General features: G+C 46.2%; 15 protein-coding genes. All 15 read left to right on the forward strand.

Annotated elements, in window-relative coordinates; all coding sequences use genetic code 11:
* Positions 1-8 precede the first annotated feature (8 nt).
* The 15 genes from bamA (at position 9) to AAKU64_RS03110 (ending at position 18,829) form a co-directional block, all read left to right on the forward strand.
* Complete coding sequence (gene bamA, locus AAKU64_RS03040; protein ID WP_354361374.1) at positions 9-2,384, forward strand: outer membrane protein assembly factor BamA; 2,376 nt, start codon at positions 9-11, stop codon at positions 2,382-2,384.
* Positions 2,385-2,491: 107 nt separating this feature from the next.
* Positions 2,492-2,968, forward strand: coding sequence for an OmpH/Skp family outer membrane protein (locus tag AAKU64_RS03045; RefSeq protein WP_322121591.1), 477 nt, complete (start codon positions 2,492-2,494; stop codon positions 2,966-2,968).
* Positions 2,969-2,980: 12 nt separating this feature from the next.
* Positions 2,981-4,033 (forward strand): UDP-3-O-(3-hydroxymyristoyl)glucosamine N-acyltransferase, encoded by a 1,053-nt coding sequence (lpxD, locus tag AAKU64_RS03050; RefSeq protein WP_354361434.1) that lies wholly within the window; start codon positions 2,981-2,983, stop codon positions 4,031-4,033.
* On the forward strand, positions 4,030-4,494 hold the full coding sequence (gene fabZ / locus AAKU64_RS03055) for a 3-hydroxyacyl-ACP dehydratase FabZ (protein ID WP_354331421.1): 465 nt from the start codon (positions 4,030-4,032) through the stop codon (positions 4,492-4,494). Before lpxD ends, fabZ begins: the two co-directional genes overlap by 4 nt.
* Positions 4,495-5,286, forward strand: a complete 792-nt coding sequence (gene lpxA / locus AAKU64_RS03060; RefSeq protein WP_354331467.1) for an acyl-ACP--UDP-N-acetylglucosamine O-acyltransferase — start codon at positions 4,495-4,497, stop codon at positions 5,284-5,286.
* Positions 5,287-5,429: 143 nt separating this feature from the next.
* Positions 5,430-6,569: a lipid-A-disaccharide synthase gene (gene lpxB / locus AAKU64_RS03065; protein ID WP_354331469.1), complete on the forward strand. Its 1,140-nt coding sequence runs from the start codon at positions 5,430-5,432 to the stop codon at positions 6,567-6,569.
* Positions 6,570-6,845: 276 nt separating this feature from the next.
* On the forward strand, positions 6,846-7,625 hold the full coding sequence (locus tag AAKU64_RS03070) for a TatD family hydrolase (RefSeq protein WP_354331423.1): 780 nt from the start codon (positions 6,846-6,848) through the stop codon (positions 7,623-7,625).
* A gap of 1 nt (position 7,626) precedes the next feature.
* Entirely contained in the window at positions 7,627-8,373 is a 747-nt protein-coding gene (locus AAKU64_RS03075) for an ankyrin repeat domain-containing protein (protein ID WP_354331425.1), read from the forward strand.
* Positions 8,374-8,910: 537 nt separating this feature from the next.
* Entirely contained in the window at positions 8,911-10,671 is a 1,761-nt protein-coding gene (locus AAKU64_RS03080; RefSeq protein WP_354361376.1) for an ABC transporter permease, read from the forward strand.
* 61 nt (positions 10,672-10,732) lie between these two features.
* On the forward strand, positions 10,733-12,034 hold the full coding sequence (locus AAKU64_RS03085) for an ABC transporter ATP-binding protein (RefSeq protein WP_354331429.1): 1,302 nt from the start codon (positions 10,733-10,735) through the stop codon (positions 12,032-12,034).
* Positions 12,035-12,787: 753 nt separating this feature from the next.
* Positions 12,788-13,909 carry an Acg family FMN-binding oxidoreductase gene (locus AAKU64_RS03090; protein WP_354331431.1) on the forward strand — a complete coding sequence of 374 codons (1,122 nt, stop codon included), beginning with the start codon at positions 12,788-12,790 and terminating at the stop codon, positions 13,907-13,909.
* Positions 13,910-14,507: 598 nt separating this feature from the next.
* On the forward strand, positions 14,508-15,839 hold the full coding sequence (locus AAKU64_RS03095) for a cytochrome-c peroxidase (protein WP_354331433.1): 1,332 nt from the start codon (positions 14,508-14,510) through the stop codon (positions 15,837-15,839).
* Between the two features lie 144 nt (positions 15,840-15,983).
* On the forward strand, positions 15,984-17,327 hold the full coding sequence (locus AAKU64_RS03100; protein WP_354361378.1) for a porin family protein: 1,344 nt from the start codon (positions 15,984-15,986) through the stop codon (positions 17,325-17,327).
* 81 nt (positions 17,328-17,408) lie between these two features.
* Entirely contained in the window at positions 17,409-17,987 is a 579-nt protein-coding gene (locus tag AAKU64_RS03105; protein ID WP_354331438.1) for an FMN-binding protein, read from the forward strand.
* Positions 17,984-18,829: an FAD:protein FMN transferase gene (locus AAKU64_RS03110; protein WP_354361380.1), complete on the forward strand. Its 846-nt coding sequence runs from the start codon at positions 17,984-17,986 to the stop codon at positions 18,827-18,829. The genes AAKU64_RS03105 and AAKU64_RS03110 overlap by 4 nt, the downstream gene beginning before the upstream one ends.
* The last annotated feature ends 63 nt before the right edge of the window (positions 18,830-18,892 follow it).

Genomic DNA, 18,892 nt, shown 5'->3' on the forward strand with positions numbered 1-18,892 from the left:
AACACCCAATGAAATTACATATCGAGCACTTTACTTTGCCAAATACTTTGCCTAAATTACGACGCCACATATTGGCATTAGCGGCTCTTGCCGTTTGTTCAGGAAGTGCATTGGCCGTTGAGCCATTCACTGTAAAAGATATCCGTGTAGAGGGTATTCAGCGAACCGAAGCAGGAACTGTATTTACTTATCTTCCCGTTAAAGTTGGCGAAGTATTTGATGATGCCAAGAGTATTACTGCAATCAAGTCTTTGTATGCGACAGGTTTCTTTAAAGACGTTCAAATCGAAGTGCAAAACGGTGTTTTAATTGTTTTGCTTGAAGAGCGTCCATCTATCGCTGGCGTCGAGTTCACCGGTACCAAAGAGTTTGAAAAAGATGCTTTGATTAAAGCCTTAAAAGATATTGGTGTTGGTGAAGCAAAAATCTTCGATAAAGCGACGGTGGATCGTGCAGAGCAAGAACTGAAACGTCAATATTTATCGCGCGGTTTGTATGGTGTTCAGATTACGACAACAATCACGCCAATTGAGCGTAACCGGGTAAATGTTACTTTTGCAGTTAATGAAGGTGATATCGCTCGCATTGCACAGATTACTTTAGTAGGTAATAAAGCGTTCTCCGATAGTGAATTACGTGAATTATTTGCGCTCTCAACACCTGGTTGGTTTAGTTGGTACACCAAGGCTGATCAATACTCAAAACAAAAATTGTCTGGCGATATAGAAACACTGCGATCTTTTTATCAAAATCGCGGTTATCTGGAAATGCAAATTGATTCCACGCAAATTTCTATTACCCCAGATAAAAAGAATATTTACATCACCATCAATATTATAGAAGGCGACAAATACACAGTATCTGACGTCAAGCTTGAAGGTGAGGTTTTCGGTCGTGAAGACGAACTGAAATCTTTGTTATCCCTAAAGAGCGGTGACATTTATAACGCTGCGAGATTAACGGATAGTACCAAACGTATTTCTGAGCGTATGGGTAACTTTGGTTACGCTTTTGCGAACGTTAATGCCAATCCGCAACTTGATAAAGAAAAGAAAGAAGTTGCGTTCACAATCTTTATCGATCCTGGTAAGCGAGTCTATGTACGCCGCATTAATCTTGCAGGTAACACCCGAACCAGAGACGAGGTAATTCGTAGAGAATTCCGTCAATTCGAAGGATCTTGGTATGACGGTGAAAAAATCAAAATTTCTCGCGATAGGGTTGATCGTCTTGGATATTTTAAAGACGTCAATATAGAAACGCCAGAAGTGCCAACTAGTACAGATCAAGTTGATGTGAATTTGACGATCACTGAGAAGCCGACCGGTAATATTTTGCTCGGTGCAGGTTACTCCGGCGCAGAAAAATTGACTTTAACAGGTTCAATTCAACAAGCAAATGCGTTTGGTAGTGGTGATACGATTGGGCTTGATGTCAATACAAGCCGTCAAAACCGTACTATTGCAGTGACTCATGTCGATCCTTATTTCACTGATGATGGCGTAAGTCGCAGTTTTGATCTTTACTTGCGTACAACTAGACCAATCATTGGTAGTTATGGTGATTATAAAGTTAAAACAACTGGCGGTAACGTTCGGTTTGGTGTGCCATTTTCTGAGGTTGATACCGTATTCTTTGGTTTGGGTATTGAACGCACGGATGTACAGACTTTTTCGCCTCTCGATGGCATACAAAGTCCATCGCGGTATTTGACATACGTCGCTACGTACGGTGACGGCATTAAAGATATCTCTAATCCTCTCTATGGCGTTGGTAACGCAGTTACTACGGCTTTTCCATTAACAGCGGCGTGGCAGAGAGATAGTCGAGATAGCGCTCTGACACCATCGATTGGTCGTTATCAACGTGCGAATTTGGAAGTTGCTGCTATAGGTAGTTTCAAATATTATCGCGCAATTTATCAGCATCAATATTTCAAACCTATTTATCGCTCAGTTGTGTTGGCGATGAATGGTGAGTTTGATTATGGTCACGGTCTTGGGGGTAACCCGTATCCATTGTTTAAGAACTTTTATGCGGGCGGTATTGGCTCTGTCCGCGGTTATGAACCGTCTTCTTTGGGAAGTCGAGATTCAAATAATGATGCTTTGGGTGGCGCTTCCAGGTTGTTCGGTAATATAGAGCTACAATTGCCATTCCCGGGTGCTGATAAGTCGTTAAGATGGTTTACTTTCCTGGATGGTGGTAACGTCTTTGATGAAGGTCAAAAAATACGTATCAGTGATATGCGATACTCTGCTGGTATGGGGATTAGCTGGATTTCACCTGTAGGTCCTTTGAAGTTGAGTATTGGTAAAGCATTGAATGCAAAACCAGAAGATAAAAAACAAGCTTTCCAATTTCAATTGGGTGCTGGATTTTAAACAAACGGTCTGCTAAGTTTTAACTTGTTTGAGTTTGTATTTGAGAGTGTTTTTCGGAGAATATTTTGAGTCAACTTACTACCCCGTCCAAATTGTTGCAAAGCCTGATGGTTTGTGCGGCCTGTTTTGTCAGCGTTGCTCAAGTCCATGCACAGGATTCCAGAGTCGCTATTTTTGATTCTCAACGTGTTATGCGTGAGTCTGGTCCAGCCAAAGCTGCCGAAGAAAAAATTAAACAAGAGTTTTCTAAGCGCGGCAAAGAAGTTGATGATTTGGGCCTTAAAATTAAAGCAATGGCAGAAAAGCTTGAAAAAGATGCTCCCGTTATTTCTGAGTCTGAGCGAATTAAACGTCAGCGCGAGTTAACGGATCTGGATCAGGATTTCAAACGCAAACAACGTATTTTTAGCGAAGACCTGAATCAGCGTAAGAATGAAGAAATCGCTGCTTTAGTAGATCGCGCCGTAAAAGCCGTGAAGCAAATTGCCGAAGCTGAAAAATACGATATCGTCTTGCAAGATGCTGTCTACTTTAATCCACGCGTTGATATCACAGACAAGGTTCTCAAAGCCCTGTCCAAATAAAATATGACCACCATAAGCATTCGGCTGGGGGAATTGGTCGATCGCTTCGGTGGTCAATTAATTGGCTCTCCAGATGTTGATGTCACTGGCATCGCTCCTTTGAGTGACGCCGGTTCTAGCCAACTCAGCTTTTTATCCAACTCTAAATTATGTTCACAAGTATCGCAGACACGCGCTGCTGCATTGATCCTGTCTGCGACAGATCATGCTGCTCTCGGTGATTTATATCTTGGTATTTGCATTATCGTTGATAATCCTTATGTCTACTTTGCCCGGGTAGCCCAACATTTTGCTGCCTTACAAGCTATTCCTGCTGACAAAGGCGTACATCCAACTGCCTTCGTCAGTCCACATGCAGTCATCGCTCCCAGCGCCTCTATTGGTGCACATGCTACGGTTGAAGCCGAGGCCGTGATTGCTGAAAACGTCGTTATCGGCGCGGGTTGTTTTATCGGGCGAGGTGTAAACCTTGATGCCAATACACGAGTTCATCCTAATGTCACGATTTACGACTATTGTAGTATCGGTCAACGCGTGATTATTCATTCGGGTGCGGTGATTGGTGCTGATGGATTTGGCTTTGCAAATGAGCGTGGCTACTGGATTAAGATTCCGCAAACCGGGCGTGTGTTGATCGGTGATGATGTGGAAATTGGTGCGAATACCAGTATTGATCGCGGTGCACTCGCAGATACCATCATCGAAGAGGGCGTTAAGTTGGATAACCAAATTCAAATTGGGCATAACTGTCACATCGGAGCGCATACGGCAATGGCTGGCTGCGTCGGGGTTGCAGGTAGTGCCAAAATTGGAAAGCATTGCACATTTGGCGGTGCCGCCATGGTGTTAGGGCATTTAAATATCGTTGATAACGTACATATTTCGTCGGGTAGCATGGTCACCCGTTCCATTTTAGAACCGGGTCAATATACAGGTTTTTATCCATTAGCAAAAAATGCAGATTGGGAAAAAACTGCCTCGATTGTTCGTAATTTAAACAGCATGCGCGACAAAATCCGACAATTAGAAAAAACCATTAAATCGCTTACAGAAAAATCATCATGAACAGTCTCGATATCAATCAAATCAAGCAATATCTTCCACATCGTTACCCTATGTTGTTAGTAGATCGCGTTTTGGATTGGGAAAGCGGTAAGCGTATTACAGCGATCAAAAATGTGACCGCAAATGAAGAGTTTTTCAATGGCCATTTTCCGAATAAGCCAGTTATGCCCGGTGTTTTGATGATAGAAGCAATGGCACAAACTGCCGCGATTTTGTCTTTCCTGACGATGGATCAAAAACCGGATGAAAATACAATAGTCTACTTTTTAGGCATTGATGGCGCACGCTTTAAACGACCTGTAGAGCCTGGTGATCAATTAAGAATTGAAGTAGAAATTTTGCGTATTACCCGAGGTATCTGGAAATACAAAGCCAAAGCGACCGTTGATGGCCAACTTGCTGTAGAGGGCGAATTAATGTGTACCTTACGCTCAACCACTGACACTCCTACGACGGTGTAAATCATGGCGATCCATCCAACAGCACTGATTGATCCTAAAGCCTCATTGGACAGCTCGGTTGAGGTGGGTCCGTATTCGGTTATAGGACCCAATGTCTCGATCGGTGCCGGGACAAAAATTGCATCGCATGTGGTGATTGATGGCCACACCAGCATTGGTTGCGACAACCAGTTTCATCCGTTTTCATCCATAGGCGGCCCTGCACAGGACAAAAAATATGCTGGTGAAGCGACGCGTTTAGAAATTGGTGATCGTAACTTGATCCGTGAATTTTGTACCTTCAATTGCGGTACCGTGCAAGATAAAGGCCTGACCCGTATTGGTAGCGATAACTGGTTTTTAGCCTATGTGCATATTGCGCATGACTGCCAGGTTGGCAATCGTACGATCTTCTCCAACAATGCGGCATTAGCCGGTCATGTCCAGATTGGCGACTGGGTAATTTTAAGCGGCTTTGCGGCGGTACATCAATTTACTCAAATCGGCCCGCATGCTTTTGTCGGGATGAATACCAGCCTGACGCAAGACGTACCTCCTTTCGTGCTTTTGTCTGGCAACCCCGCTCAGGCGCATGGCATCAATATTGAAGGCTTGAAACGACGTGGGTTTGATCGTGCCCAAATCTCTGCTTTGCGCCAAGCCTACAAAACTATCTACAAGTCAGGTTTGACATTAGACGAGGCGAAATCTGCTTTGGATCAAGAGATTGCCGACTTGCCTGACAGCGAAGCGCAGCACGTCCAGCAAATGCGCCAGTTTCTTGATACCACCACACGCGGCATTGTGCGTTAATTTTAGCGGTATGCGGTAGCCCAATAAACTTTAGATGAGTTTTGAACGAGCTTCAACTAGGCTTAAATCAAGCTCCATTTACTTCACTGTGTTTGTGTACTTTTTGTATTGGACTACTCTTGTCAAACAATTCCGTCATTGCTATGGTCGCTGGTGAAACCTCTGGCGACATGCTGGCTAATCGTATGTTGTCCGGCCTCAGAAAACAATTACCTGATGCCGTAATGCATGGGATTGGCGGGCCAAGGATGGCTGAGTACGGTTTTATCAACGACTGGCCAATGGATAAACTGGCAGTACGTGGCTTGTTTGAAGTATTAGCGCATTACCGAGAGATCAGTGGGATTCGTAAACAATTGCGTGAGCGTTTGCTTGTAGAAAAGCCTGACGTATTTATCGGCGTTGACGCTCCAGACTTCAACCTGGATTTAGAAATCCAGCTCAAGCGAGCTGGTATACCGACCATGCATTACATCAGCCCGTCGATCTGGGCGTGGCGTGGCGGACGTATCAAAAAAATTGCTGAAGCCGTCTCGCATATGCTGGTCGTCTTTCCGTTTGAGGAAAAAATTTACCGCGATGCCGGTATTCCGGTCACCTATGTCGGCCATCCTTTAGCGCAAGTGATCCCGCTAGAAATCGACACTGCAGCTGCGCGGGAAGAACTGGGCTTTCCCGCGGATGCAAGAATCTTGACGGTGTTACCTGGCAGCCGGATGTCAGAAATTAAGTACAACACGGCGACGTTTATCAGTGCTGCAAAAATCTTATGTGCGCGCGATCCTCAGTTGCAAATCGTGGTGCCGATGGCTGGCTCCAAACAACGCAGTTACTACATCAAACTAGTGGTACAAGCCAAGTTAGAAGGTGTACCCGTGTTGCTGATCGATGGCCGATCACATACGGCAATTGCTGCTGCGGACGTTGTATTAGTCGCCTCAGGTACCGCGTCGCTAGAGGTCGCTTTATTTAAAAAACCAATGGTGATCGCTTATAAAATGATGGAAGCATCATGGCAAATCATGCGGCACATGGGGTATCAGCCATGGATAGGTTTGCCGAATATTCTTGAGCGTGAATTTGTCGTACCTGAATTTTTGCAAAGTGCCGCAACGCCAGAAGCTTTAGCAGAGGCTTTGTGGAAGCAATTAAACGATACGTCATTGCGTGACTCACTTCAGCAGCGTTTTACCGACATGCATCACACGCTATTACGTGATACAGCCGAATTGTCCTCCAATGCGGTGATGGCGGTGATGGATAAGCACCGCTCTGGCCGCTGATTTGTCTTACAGGTTTGATCAGGCTTCCGCGTCTGATAACATTGATTTTTCCTGACAAATTCAGACCTAGTTTTGCACAGATTTAAATATACTCCCCATTATTTTTAGTAAAATCGCTTTGTTGTCCAGACTTTACTTGGACACCTAATATATACGGGGTGGGAGTAATTTATTCTCTCAATCCATTATTCCAATGAGGAATCTGAGTTGAAAGCAAAGCTCTTGCTTAAAAATTAGGCTATCCTATGTCATCCCCTTCATTTGCTTTTTTATCTTATGTATATCGACTCTCATTGCCATATTAATTTCCCTGAACTGGCGATACGCATGCCAGAAATTATGTCGAAAATGGAGGAGAACGGTGTTACGCATGCCCTGTGCGTGTCGGTTGATTTGCCGCATTTTCCGCAGGTATTGGCACTGGCAGAAGCATATCCAAATATCTACGCGTCGGTGGGCGTCCATCCAGATTATGAAGACACCGAGGAGCCGAGTGCAGAGCAACTCGTGCACTTGTCACAGCATCCAAAAATTATTGCCATAGGCGAGACCGGCCTGGATTATTTCCGGCTGACAGGTGATCTGGAATGGCAGCGCGAGCGGTTCCGGCAGCATATCCGTGCCTCTAGGCTCAGTCGCAAGCCGTTGATTATCCACACCCGATCAGCCTCAGAAGACACCATCCGTATTATGCAAGAAGAGGGCGCTGGCATTGCCCAAGGTGGCGTTGGTGGTGTGATGCATTGCTTTACCGAGTCTTTAGAAGTTGCGCTGGCGGCGATTGAAATGGATTTTTATATTTCTTTCTCCGGTATCCTGACTTTTAAGAGTGCCAAAGATCTACAAGCGGTTGCACGTGCTTTGCCTTTAGAACGCATTTTGATCGAAACCGATTCACCTTATCTGGCACCCACGCCGCATCGAGGCAAAATGAATGAACCTGGTTTTGTGCGCCATGTGGGTGAATTTTTAGCTGACTTAAAAGGGATTTCAGTCAAACAGGTGCAAGAAGCGACGACTGAGAATTTTTTTAAATTATTCAATCTAGCGCAATAAGATGCAAAATCAATTCCGGATCAATTTAGAAACTAACTTCAGAGCTACTGATTTAGAAGGCAAGCTAAGATTAGTGCCAGTTTTTAGCCAACGCCGCACTGCACTTTGGATGCTGTCCATACTGCTGTTAGTTACCAATCTGTTTTTGCCTACTTCAGCACATGCAGGGTCTTACGACGATCTGATCACCGCCGTCAAATTTGATTATGTTGAAGTGGTTCAAGACCTGCTAGTTAAAGGCATCGACCCAAACTCGGTAGAGCCAGGCAGAGGCGAGACTATATTAATGCTCGCTCTGCGTGAACATTCCGACAAAGTGTTTAATCTACTAATGGCGCAGCCAGAGATAAAAATCGAGGCTAGAGCAAACAACGGTGATACCGCACTGATGATCGCCAGCTATGAGGATAACATCGAGGCAGTAAAAAAACTGATCGCCGCCGACGCGCAGATCAACCAGCCCGGCTGGACGGCGCTGCATTATGCCGCTGCAAAAGGCAATCTGGAAATCATCTCTCTACTGCTAGAGCATTCAGCATACATCGACACAGAATCGCCCAATAAAACCACGCCGTTGATGATGGCGGTACGTTCTGGCAAATCAGAAGCAATTACTTTGCTATTGGACGAGGGCGCGGACGCTACTGTAAAAAATCAACTAGGTTTGACCGCACTGGATTTTGCGCTGAAATACGAACAAAAAGAAATTGCTGAAATTTTAAAAGAGCATATAAAAAAGTATCACTGAATTGTTGGTCGATTGCCTTATTAATTCCACCAAAACGTCGTTAAAAATTTGGTCAAAGTTGAGTTAAAGTATGGTCAAAGTATGGTCACTGAGTAGTAACAAACAAGCGGCAAAATGAGCGTACTTCCGTGGTGCTTTATCGGCGTAAATTAACTGCTAAAACCGGGTTGCCAAGCCTTGTTCTATCGTGGTAAAGTTCGCGCTTCGTCTTATTGGAGTTTTTCTGTGGATAGTTATAGTAGTCGATCTTATATCGACCACACCTTGGCACTGTAACCTCAGAACTCCTGTCGCTACTTTGCCAGATAATGGCAAGTAGTGATGTCAAAAATAGCCTGCAACATCTGCATGCTGCACATCCTTACTTACCCCCACTAACGTACTTAACAACGTACTCAACGCATGCTTAATTTGGCGTAGCGGCTTAGCACCGGAAGCTTGTACTCTGCCTGACAGATACCCAAGTTCAGTAGCTTAGTTTGCCTGGCATGTGCTGTTTTTAGTCATGACCTATGCGTAGCTGGTCAGGGAGGTAGTTTGTTCGAACTTTTTAATCCGCAAAAACGCTCTGTACTCACGAGCGTTATCAAAGGGTCTTTAAGCGATCCTAACAAAGGGCCTAATCGCTGGGATTGGGCTTTATTGCCATTGGTTTTATTACTGATCGTTGCATTTGCCTTTGCCGCAATGCAGATGAGTCGTCCCTTTGTGGTCGGCGAGATTTTAGAGATCTCGCTTGATCCAAGTTACTTGCCTTATTACTTATTGCGCACAATTTTGCGTATGTTTACGGCTCTGGCTTTTGCTTTGTTGTTCAGCTTTGCTTTTGTCGCGATTGCCGTCAAATATGCAGCGGCAGAAAAAGTCATGATCCCATTGCTGGATATTTTGCAATCGCTGCCAATTCTGGGTTTTCAGGCAATTACGATTTCCCCGTTTATTGCGCTTTTTTCCGGTGATTTGTTGGGCGTTGAGTGCGCAGCGATTTTTGCGATCTTTACCTCGCAAGCCTGGAATATGACTTTTAGTCTGTATCAATCGGTGCGCACTGTGCCGCCAGAATTGAGTGAAGCCGCACGTATCTTCAGATTGTCTAGCTGGCAGCGGTTCTGGCGCTTAGAACTGCCATTTGCGATGCCAGGTTTGTTGTGGAACATGATGATGTCGATGTCAGGTGGCTGGTTTCTGCTAGTTGCTGCCGAGGCGATTTCTGTCGCTGGGCAAGATATTAAATTGCCGGGTATGGGCTCGTATATTGCAGTAGCGATTGAATCTAAAAACGGCATGGCAATTGCCTATGCGATTGCTGCCATGTTGACCGGTATTTTGCTCTACGACCAACTATTCTTCCGACCCTTATTGGCATGGGCAGATAAATTCCGTTTTGAAGAAAGTCAGGGCGAATCTGCGCAGCAATCCTGGTTGCTGGACTGGATGCGCAATAGTCATTGGTTCCGCGAATGGACTGAAAGTTTTTGGCAATGGTTAAGCCGCGCGTTGGGCTGGTTCAGCGTAACTTACGACGGTACATCGCCACAGGCAATTGTGCGTGAGCCGCATCCGTTTTGGTCTCGGGCATGGGATGTTTTTCTGGTGCTCGGTTCTGCCATTGCAGCTATTAGTTTGCTGGTATATATACATACCGAAGTTGGCTGGGGTGAGGTTGCGCATGTAGTTTTTCTGGGGTTTATCACCCTAACCCGCGTCATGTTATTAATTGGACTTGCTTCAGTGGTTTGGGTGCCGATTGCAGTATGGATAGGTTTGCGCCCGCAATACTCACAACGAGTGCAGGCCGTGGCGCAATTTTTAGCCGCGTTTCCGGTGAATTTTTTATTCCCTATCGTCGTTTTTATGATGGTACGTTTTGAACTCACACCGAATATCTGGCTCAGTCCGCTGATGGTGTTTGGTACTCAGTGGTACATCTTATTTAACGTGATTGCCGGTGCTTCTGCGATTCCGAACGAGTTGCGCCTGGCCGCAGATAATCTAGGTTTAAAAGGCTGGCTAAAGTGGAAGCGCGTGTATTTGCCCGCCATTTTCCCTAGCTACATCACTGGTGCAATTACGGCCAGCGGCGGCTCCTGGAATGCCAGTATCGTAGCTGAATATGTAACCTGGGGTAAAACGACTTTGATTGCTGATGGTCTGGGTAGTTACATCAAGCAAATGACCGAAGCAGGAGATTTTCATCGCAACGCGCTGGCGATTGGCGTGATGTGCGTTTTCGTCATGTTATTGAATCGGTTTTTCTGGCGCAAACTGTATTTGCTCGCTGAAGATCGCAGCCACTAGAATTTAGCGCATTGATATGCAGTCAAAACTGCTTTTAGCATCAGTGTGAAGAGGATAAATGATGACTCAAAAATTATTAATTGATTTAAACGCCGTAGCCAAATCCTTTCGTGCAGCCGATGGTACTGCCCGCTTAATTTTAGATAAGGTCGATTTCCAGCTAAAAGAAGGCGAGATCGTCGCCTTGCTGGGTAAATCCGGCTCTGGTAAATCTACTTTATTGCGCATCATGGCAGGCTTGATCCCTGCTGACAAAGGCAAGGTTGCTTACCGCGACAAACCGATTTATGGTCCGGTCGCGGGCGTTGCCATGGTGTTTCAATCATTCGCGCTATTCCCTTGGTTAACCGTGCAGCAAAATGTCGAGCTGGGTTTAGAGGCGCAAGGAGTTCCGGTCAAAGAACGGGAAGAGCGAGCCGATGCCGTTTTAGAGATGATCGGTCTGGCTGGTTTTGGCGGCGCTTTACCACGCGAACTTTCTGGCGGTATGAAGCAACGTGTAGGTATCGCCCGCGCACTGGTGACGAATCCAGATGTACTACTGATGGACGAAGCCTTCTCTGCGTTGGACGTTTTAACTGGCGAAACCTTACGTAACGATATGCTGGAGCTATGGGAGGAAAGCCGTATTCCAACCAAAGGCATTCTGATTGTTTCGCACAATATTGAAGAAGCCGTGATGATGGCAGATCGCATCATTATTTTGTCCAGCGACCCAGGCAGCGTGCGTTGTGAAATCAAAATTGATTTGCCGCGTCCACGCAATGTGGAGTCTGCCGAGGTGAGGGCTTTGATTGACGAGGTATATGGCCTTATGACTATGCGCCATACACCTGAAACCGTCTCTGGTCGTCCTTCGCCAGAGCATCTTGGCTACCGTTTGCCAGATACCGACGTCAGCCGGATCGAAGGCGTACTCGACTTACTGGCCGATGCACCGTTCAACGGTCGTGCCGATTTGCCGCAACTGGCAGAAGAATCTGAATTGTCAGATGAAGAATTATTCCCAACGTACGAGGCACTAGGCCTATTGGGTCTGGCAATCATCGAAAAAGGCGACATCATCCTGACGCCATTGGGACAACGGTATGTCGATGCCGATCAGGCCTTAAAGCAAGAACTCTTCGGACATCAATTATTAACCCACGTACCACTCGCCGCCAACATCCGCGGCAATTTAGAAATCGATCCGAACGGCAGCTTACCGGAAGAACCTTTCCTAGAATTACTGGCAGAATTTTTAGAAGCCGACGAAGCCAAGCGGGTACTAGAAATCGCGATTGAATGGGGACGTTATGGTGAAGTGTACGAGTATGACTACCGCACCGGCCGTCTGATTTTGCCTGAGCTGGAAGAGGATTAAATTGGGGTTCTGTTGCAATATCAGAAGCTATTTTTTTGGTCAGGGCAGATTCAAAATATCAGATCGGAGATGTAGTCGGCGAGGATATTGTTCTGTGTACTAGAACTTAGTTGGCGAGTGACATTACGACTGTAGATTGTATTTTTCCTTGTTCGGATGAAATATACCCAGTCTGGATGTTGCACTAAAAGCAAAAAAATTCTTTGGCTACACTGGCGGGGTACATGTGCCCCACAACATCGTCGCTACTTTTGCTTGAGGCTGAGATGTCATTTGGGTTTATGCTAAAGTAATCTTAGATTACTGACTAAAACCATATACTCCCACTTAAGATGTAAGAAATATACCCTAGTGTCCAATGATTATATGGGTGTGTAAAATATACCCGCAGAGAGTATATTGATTCAGATTCATCTTCGATGGATAGACGATCCTCACAAACTTCACCTAAGAGCCATTGCAAAAGTTTTGCAGGCCGGCTGTACGTCCAGCACAAACTTGGCATCACAGCATGGGGTGTTTTATTGGACATTGGGAAAACGGTCTGGAAAGGTCGCTAGCCTCGGGTGATAGTGCAAGCAGTGAGCAGTGAGTACTGAGCACTGAGCAAGCTAGTCGCATTGATTCATCTAATCCAGTGACGATTGCTAAATCTCTCTAAGCGAGCCTAAGCGTGCTGTCGCACCGATCTGTACAAGCCGCACCTGCTAGATTGAGCGTTTTAGTTTAATCAGCTCAGTCGAGGCGAACATCATGAAACGAAGAGATTTTTTGAGAGATGTGAGCGCTCTTGCAGTGGCTTCGCCTGTGTTGAGCTCGTGCTCCTCCGATATCCATCACGAACAACTCTTGCGTGACCTAAGGTCGCCGATGTCTGATCAGCCAGTTGGGGATGGCGGCTATTATTCCTCGCTGCTACGCGAACTGGTGCGTTACTCGACTCTGGCGCCATCGAGTCATAATACCCAATGCTGGCAATTTCAGTTGCAGCCGAAATTGGTCTCGATTATGCCGGATTTGACGCGGCGCTGTCCTGTCGTTGATCCAGATGATCATCATTTGTTTATTTCATTAGGTTGCGCCGCTGAGAACTTGGTGCATGCCGCATTGGCAAATGGTCTTTGGGCTGAACCGCGCTTTGACTCTGTCGGGGCTGGCGCCATTGCTATTTCGTTAGAGCCAACTCGAGCGCAGTCGTCCAGCTTTGCGGCAGCCATTCCGGTGCGTCAATCTACCCGAGGCGACTACGATAACCGGCCGCTGTCCAATGAAGAATTACGTTTGCTTGAACTGGCGGGCTCTAGCAATCATGGCGGTGGCATTCATCTCATGCTTATTACTGAGCATCGTATGGCAGAGAAAGTGCTGGAGTATGTCGTCGCTGGAAATACGGCGCAGATGAATAATGCTGCATTCGTCAAAGAATTAAAAAGCTGGATTCGTTTTAGTCCGCAGCAGGCGGATAGGACTGGCGATGGATTGTATGCGGCAGCATCTGGTAACCCAGCGATGCCAGAGTGGTTAGGGGGCCAAATGATGAATTGGTTTTTCACGCTCCGATCTGAGAATGAGCGCAATATCAGGCAAATCCGCAACTCGTCTGGCCTGGCAATATTTTTTTCTGACGTCAGTGATCCGGAACACTGGGTTGAGGTTGGTCGTTGTTATCAACGGTTCGCACTGCAAGCGACCGCACTGGGTATTCGTAATGCCATGCTGAATCAACCAGTTGAAGTAGGAACGATTCGGCCGCACTTTGCCACTGCGTTGGGATTGGGGAATGCGCGCCCCGATCTGGTTGTGCGTTTTGGCCGTGGCTCATTGCTACCTTACTCGATACGTAGACCAGTTAGTGCGGTACTAGATAGAGTGTAATCGTCTCTATTTTGCATCGTGTTGACAAGCTGACCCGATGTTTATTGAGCTAGAACTTACTTTATCTTCAGCTAACTTTTAATCAGATTGGCAATTTGCATAAGATCCGATCAGACCTTACGTAATGCTTTTTGCCATAGTCGACTTAAATCTGATTACTATCTGTTTAAATATACTCCCATCATTTATTTATAAAAATAGCTTAATGACCAATAATCATATGGGCATCTAATATATACACTGTGGGAGTATGTATTTATGCTTAGCTGTTCTTTAGAATATTCAGATTTCTCGTGCGAGCTTGTGCATGTTGCGGCGACCGCTGCAATCTGATTGCCAGCCTTGTTTTATTCCGGTTTTTTAAAATTACATTTGCTTACACTTACCTTGCTTAGCTACAAATCGGATAAGTATAATTACAATCATTCTCATTTGCATTCGTAGATTTTCGTAATGATTTGTTATTTTAATCAGATGAATTTTTACTAATTTGCATGTGATTAAGTAATTTTTGATGTGTGCCTAAATAACTATAAAAGCACAGCAGTAACAACCCGATGTGCTCTCATCAGTCTGATCCCGAAGGAATAAAAATAACATGCAGCAAGAAAAAATTGGCATCCATCACATGCTGAAGAAAACGTTTATGTCTCGATTTGCCGGATGCAACCGTCTTACGGTTTCGACGATTACTTCAAAGATTGCTACCAAGATTGCTACCAAGATCGCCTTATCAATTTGTCTGGTGACCATGATCAGCTCTTGTGGTGGCGGTTCTGGCGGCAGCGCTAGTTCTGCGGTTGCCAGTGGTGCCGTTGCCCCTTCTGATGCGGATGCAGATCTGAGTCCGCAAGCGGCGCTGGGCGCAAAGATTTTTAGAGATGCCAGCTTGTCAGCATCAGGCAAATTAGCTTGCGCGTCTTGCCATAATCCTGATAATGCTCATGCGCAAACCAATGATTTGTCAGTACAGTTAGGCGGGAAAAATTTAGACGTGCCGGGTTTTCGTGCCGCGCCTTCTTTGCGTTATCTGAATCTGACGCCGACTTTTTTCTTCGCCGCAGATGGCACGCCGACGGGTGGTTTTAATCGTGATGGCAGGGCGCTGACGCTGGCAATCCAGGCACAACGCCCGCTGCTGGCTGCGCATGAAATGGCGAATGCTAGCAAAGCAGATGTGCTGGCAAGTCTGAAGCGCGCAAGCTATGCAGAACAATTCCGGCAAGTGTTTGGTGCTGCTGTTTTGGATGATGCAGATACGGCGTTTGATCGCATCACATTCGCATTGCAGCAATATCAAAAAGAGGATAAAGATTTTCATCCTTATGATTCTAAGTACGATCAATTTTTGGCCGGTACCGTCAAATTTGAGGATGCTGAGTTGCGTGGCTTAGCCTTGTTCAATAATCCCACCAAAGGTAATTGTGCTGCGTGCCACATCAGTAGCAAAGGGGCTGACGGCTCGTCACCTTTGTTCACAGATTTTACTTACGACAATATTGGTGTTCCGCGCAATACGGATATTCCGGCAAATGCTGATGCTACCTATTTTGACCTTGGTTTATGCGGTCCTGATCGCCAGGATCTGACTGCCCGTACTGATTTATGTGGCGCGTTTAAAGTGCCGACGCTGCGCAATGTGGCGACCCGTAAGGTATTTTTCCATAATGGTCGCTTTAAGAATTTACGGGATGCGATTGGTTTTTATGTCCGGCGCGATACTAATCCTGAGGAATGGTATCCGGTCTCAGCTGATGGCTCTGTAGCTAAATTCAATGATTTGCCGGCGCAATATCAAGGCAATGTCAACGTGACTGAAGTGCCTTATAACCGCACACGCGGTATGGCTCCGGCATTGTCGGCAGACGAGATTGAGGACGTGATTAAGTTCCTCGGCACATTGAATGACGGCTATAAAGCGACTAAATAAGTCATCTAAATAAGTTATCTATTTAAGTTACATAAATAAGCTACCTAAATAAGTTACCTAAATACGGTATCAAACAAGACCGCCGAATAACACAGCAGTCAACATAACAATCAACAAATAAGCGTATCTGACAGGGAAAATATCATGAAAAAAACTTTAGTAGCACAAGCCTTGAGCATTGCATTTTTGAGCACGGCAATTGTATTTCCAGCCCACGCAAGTGAGGCGGAATTACTTCAAAGAATAGAAAAACTCGCTGCTGAATTAGATGCGATAAAAGCGGAACTGGCGGCTACCCGTAAGAAAACAGACGTCGTAGAGCAAAAGCAAGAGGCATTGGCCAGCACCGTTAGCGCATCGATCGCACCTGTTGCTGCTTCTGGCGCTGCTGGCAATGGTGCAACTGGCGCGTCATCAGGAGCGGGTTCTTGGGCGCAATCTACAGTAGTTACCAGCTACGGTGAGATTAATTACACTCGTCCTAAAAACGCAACCAACCAGGCAGAGACAGACGTAGCACGGGCTGTAATCGGCATCACCCACCGGTTTGATGAAAAGACCAAGATGGTCGCTGAATTTGAATGGGAGCATGCAGTCACGTCTGCCGATGACAAAGGCGAATCTGAGGTTGAGCAATTGTATGTGGAGCATGAGTTCAACAATGGCTTGCGCGCTAAAGCAGGTTTGTTCCTGATGCCAGTAGGTTTGATCAACACCAATCACGAGCCGACCGCGTATTACGGCGTACACCGCAATTTTGTAGAGACGGCGATTATTCCTTCGACTTGGCGCGAGGCAGGCTTTGGACTGTCACGCACACACGACAATGGCCTGACCTGGGATTTAGGTCTGACTACCGGATTTGATTTGAGTAAATGGGATACCGCTTCAGCCGATGGCACCGAGTCGCCGCTGGGGAGTATTCATCAGGAAGGGCAATTAGCTAAGTCGCATGACTTGAGCATGCATGCTGCCTTAAACTGGCGCGGTATTCCTGGTTTGCTAATAGGCGGTTTTGTTTTTACTGGCAAGGCTGGACAAGCGACGGCTGATTTTGCAGCGAATGATTCTCGCGTTACTTTATGGGATATGCATGCCCGCTATACGCCTGGGCTGTGGGATTTATCTGCGGTTTATACTCGTGGCACGATTAGTAATACCGATGCGTTGAATCTGACCTTTATCGGCCAGCCAACGCCTGTGCCGTCTTCTTTTTATGGCTGGTATACGCAGGCCGCTTACCAATTGTGGAAAAACGAAGAGTATAGTTTTACCCCATTTGTTCGCTATGAGTTGTTTAATACTGCACATAGCTATAGCGCAGTGCCACAAGGTCTGGGCATAGCGCCGCAGGCAGACGAAAAAGTAGCCACAATTGGCGCTAGCTTTAAGATTGGTGAAGGCGTAGTGTTGAAAGCGGATTATCAGAAGTTTAAATTGGATAGCAGCCGTGATCGCCTCAATCTTGGTGTCGGATATTCGTTTTAATTTATGCTGATCCAATAAATAATTAGAAATAATATTGAAATGACTAGAGAGTAATAACAACGTGATGAAAATAGCAGCGTGATGAGAACAACAGCGATCGCACCTTTGGTATTAATGAGCCTGGCAGGTATGAATACGTCTGCTTTTGCGACACAATATCTGACCGCAGAACAGGCGCAAAAGGTGATGTTTCCTGATGCGACTGAGTTTAAATCCGCTACCTTGCAACTGACGCTGGATCAAATGCAGCAGATCGAAAAACTAGCAGGTTTGCCAGCTCGTTCGGCTGCATGGCGTACTGCAATGGCCTACAAAGACGGCAAGCTCCTTGGTTATATTGTGTTGGACGATGTAGTGGGCAAATTTGAGCTAATTTCATACGCAGTCGGTTTGTTGCCAGATGCGAGCGTTAAGCAGATAGAAATACTGAACTATCGTGAAAGCCATGGTGCTGAAATCAGAAATGCGAATTGGCGTCAGCAGTTTGTGGGCAAATCCGCGTCTGCGGGTTTGCGTGTAGGCGAGGGCATTTCTAATATCAGCGGTGCGACCTTATCTTGTACCCATGTCACGGACGGCGCACGCAGAATCGCAGCAGTGGCGCAGGTGGCAATGGTTTCGACATCAACAACGGCAGCAACGGCGACGCAAAAAAAATGAAGCGCAGGGCGCAGCCTTGGTTGGGGACGATGGTAGAAATCAGTATTGCTGATGCGATGACGGATATCGCGCTAGCAACCGCGTTTGAGCAGGCATTTCAATCAATCGCTCTGGTCCATCGCCTGATGAGTTTTCATGCGGCGGATAGCGACATCAGTCGTATCAATCATGCTGATGTCGGTGCTATTGTAGAGATTGATGTACATACTTACCACGTCTTGCAGACAGCAATGCAGATCAGTGATGCCAGCGCGGGTTTATTTGATGTCAGAATCGCCGGTCGCCTGATGGAATGGGACTTGCTACCAGCGACTGAGCAAGAGCGTACGCTGTACCAAACATATCAAGCGCAAAAGACGGCGTTTACTTTGACGGCTGAAGGTACACTAAAAAAACAACGAGCCGACTGGCTAGATGTAGGTGGAATCGCCAAGGGTTATGCGGTCGATCTGGCGATACAAAGTTTGCAGCAAGTTGGTGTCCGGCAAGCGTGCGTCAACGCTGGTGGCGATTTACGTCTAATAGGTGACGAGGGGGACGACCCTATTGAAGTCCTTTTACGCGACCCTGCCTGTCCATCCAACTTGGCGTACAAACTCAATTTACAAAATCAAGCACTGGCAACGTCCGCCAGCTATTTTTCTTTAGTGCAGACCACACAAGGTAGTTACAGCGCACTAGTACATGGCCAGACTGGCGCAGCGATGCTGGATAAAGTTAGTGTCTCGGTCGTCGCACCGCAATGTATTTTGGCGGATGCATTGACCAAAGTAGTGATGGCGAGTGCTGATGCTGGTCATGCATGCCTGGCACAATTCGATGCTCATGCCTTTATAATCTGAGCCTCTGCATTCTTGTTTTTTTAAGATCGCTAGAGCTGCTTCCTTTATTGAATATATGCATTG

The sequence above is a fragment of the Undibacterium sp. GrIS 1.8 genome, from assembly GCF_040544445.1.
Classification (GTDB): Bacteria; Pseudomonadota; Gammaproteobacteria; order Burkholderiales; family Burkholderiaceae_D; genus Undibacterium.

What these genes read in the sequence shown, in the direction of transcription:
- bamA (WP_354361374.1), top strand. Translation starts at nt 9, where the DNA reads ATGAAATTACATATCGAGCACTTTACTTTGCCAAATACTTTGCCTAAA.
- AAKU64_RS03045 (WP_322121591.1), top strand. Translation starts at nt 2,492, where the DNA reads ATGGTTTGTGCGGCCTGTTTTGTCAGCGTTGCTCAAGTCCATGCACAG.
- fabZ (WP_354331421.1), top strand. Translation starts at nt 4,030, where the DNA reads ATGAACAGTCTCGATATCAATCAAATCAAGCAATATCTTCCACATCGT.
- lpxB (WP_354331469.1), top strand. Translation starts at nt 5,430, where the DNA reads ATGGTCGCTGGTGAAACCTCTGGCGACATGCTGGCTAATCGTATGTTG.
- AAKU64_RS03070 (WP_354331423.1), top strand. Translation starts at nt 6,846, where the DNA reads ATGTATATCGACTCTCATTGCCATATTAATTTCCCTGAACTGGCGATA.
- AAKU64_RS03075 (WP_354331425.1), top strand. Translation starts at nt 7,627, where the DNA reads ATGCAAAATCAATTCCGGATCAATTTAGAAACTAACTTCAGAGCTACT.
- AAKU64_RS03085 (WP_354331429.1), top strand. Translation starts at nt 10,733, where the DNA reads ATGACTCAAAAATTATTAATTGATTTAAACGCCGTAGCCAAATCCTTT.
- AAKU64_RS03090 (WP_354331431.1), top strand. Translation starts at nt 12,788, where the DNA reads ATGAAACGAAGAGATTTTTTGAGAGATGTGAGCGCTCTTGCAGTGGCT.
- AAKU64_RS03095 (WP_354331433.1), top strand. Translation starts at nt 14,508, where the DNA reads ATGCAGCAAGAAAAAATTGGCATCCATCACATGCTGAAGAAAACGTTT.
- AAKU64_RS03100 (WP_354361378.1), top strand. Translation starts at nt 15,984, where the DNA reads ATGAAAAAAACTTTAGTAGCACAAGCCTTGAGCATTGCATTTTTGAGC.
- AAKU64_RS03105 (WP_354331438.1), top strand. Translation starts at nt 17,409, where the DNA reads ATGAGAACAACAGCGATCGCACCTTTGGTATTAATGAGCCTGGCAGGT.
- AAKU64_RS03110 (WP_354361380.1), top strand. Translation starts at nt 17,984, where the DNA reads ATGAAGCGCAGGGCGCAGCCTTGGTTGGGGACGATGGTAGAAATCAGT.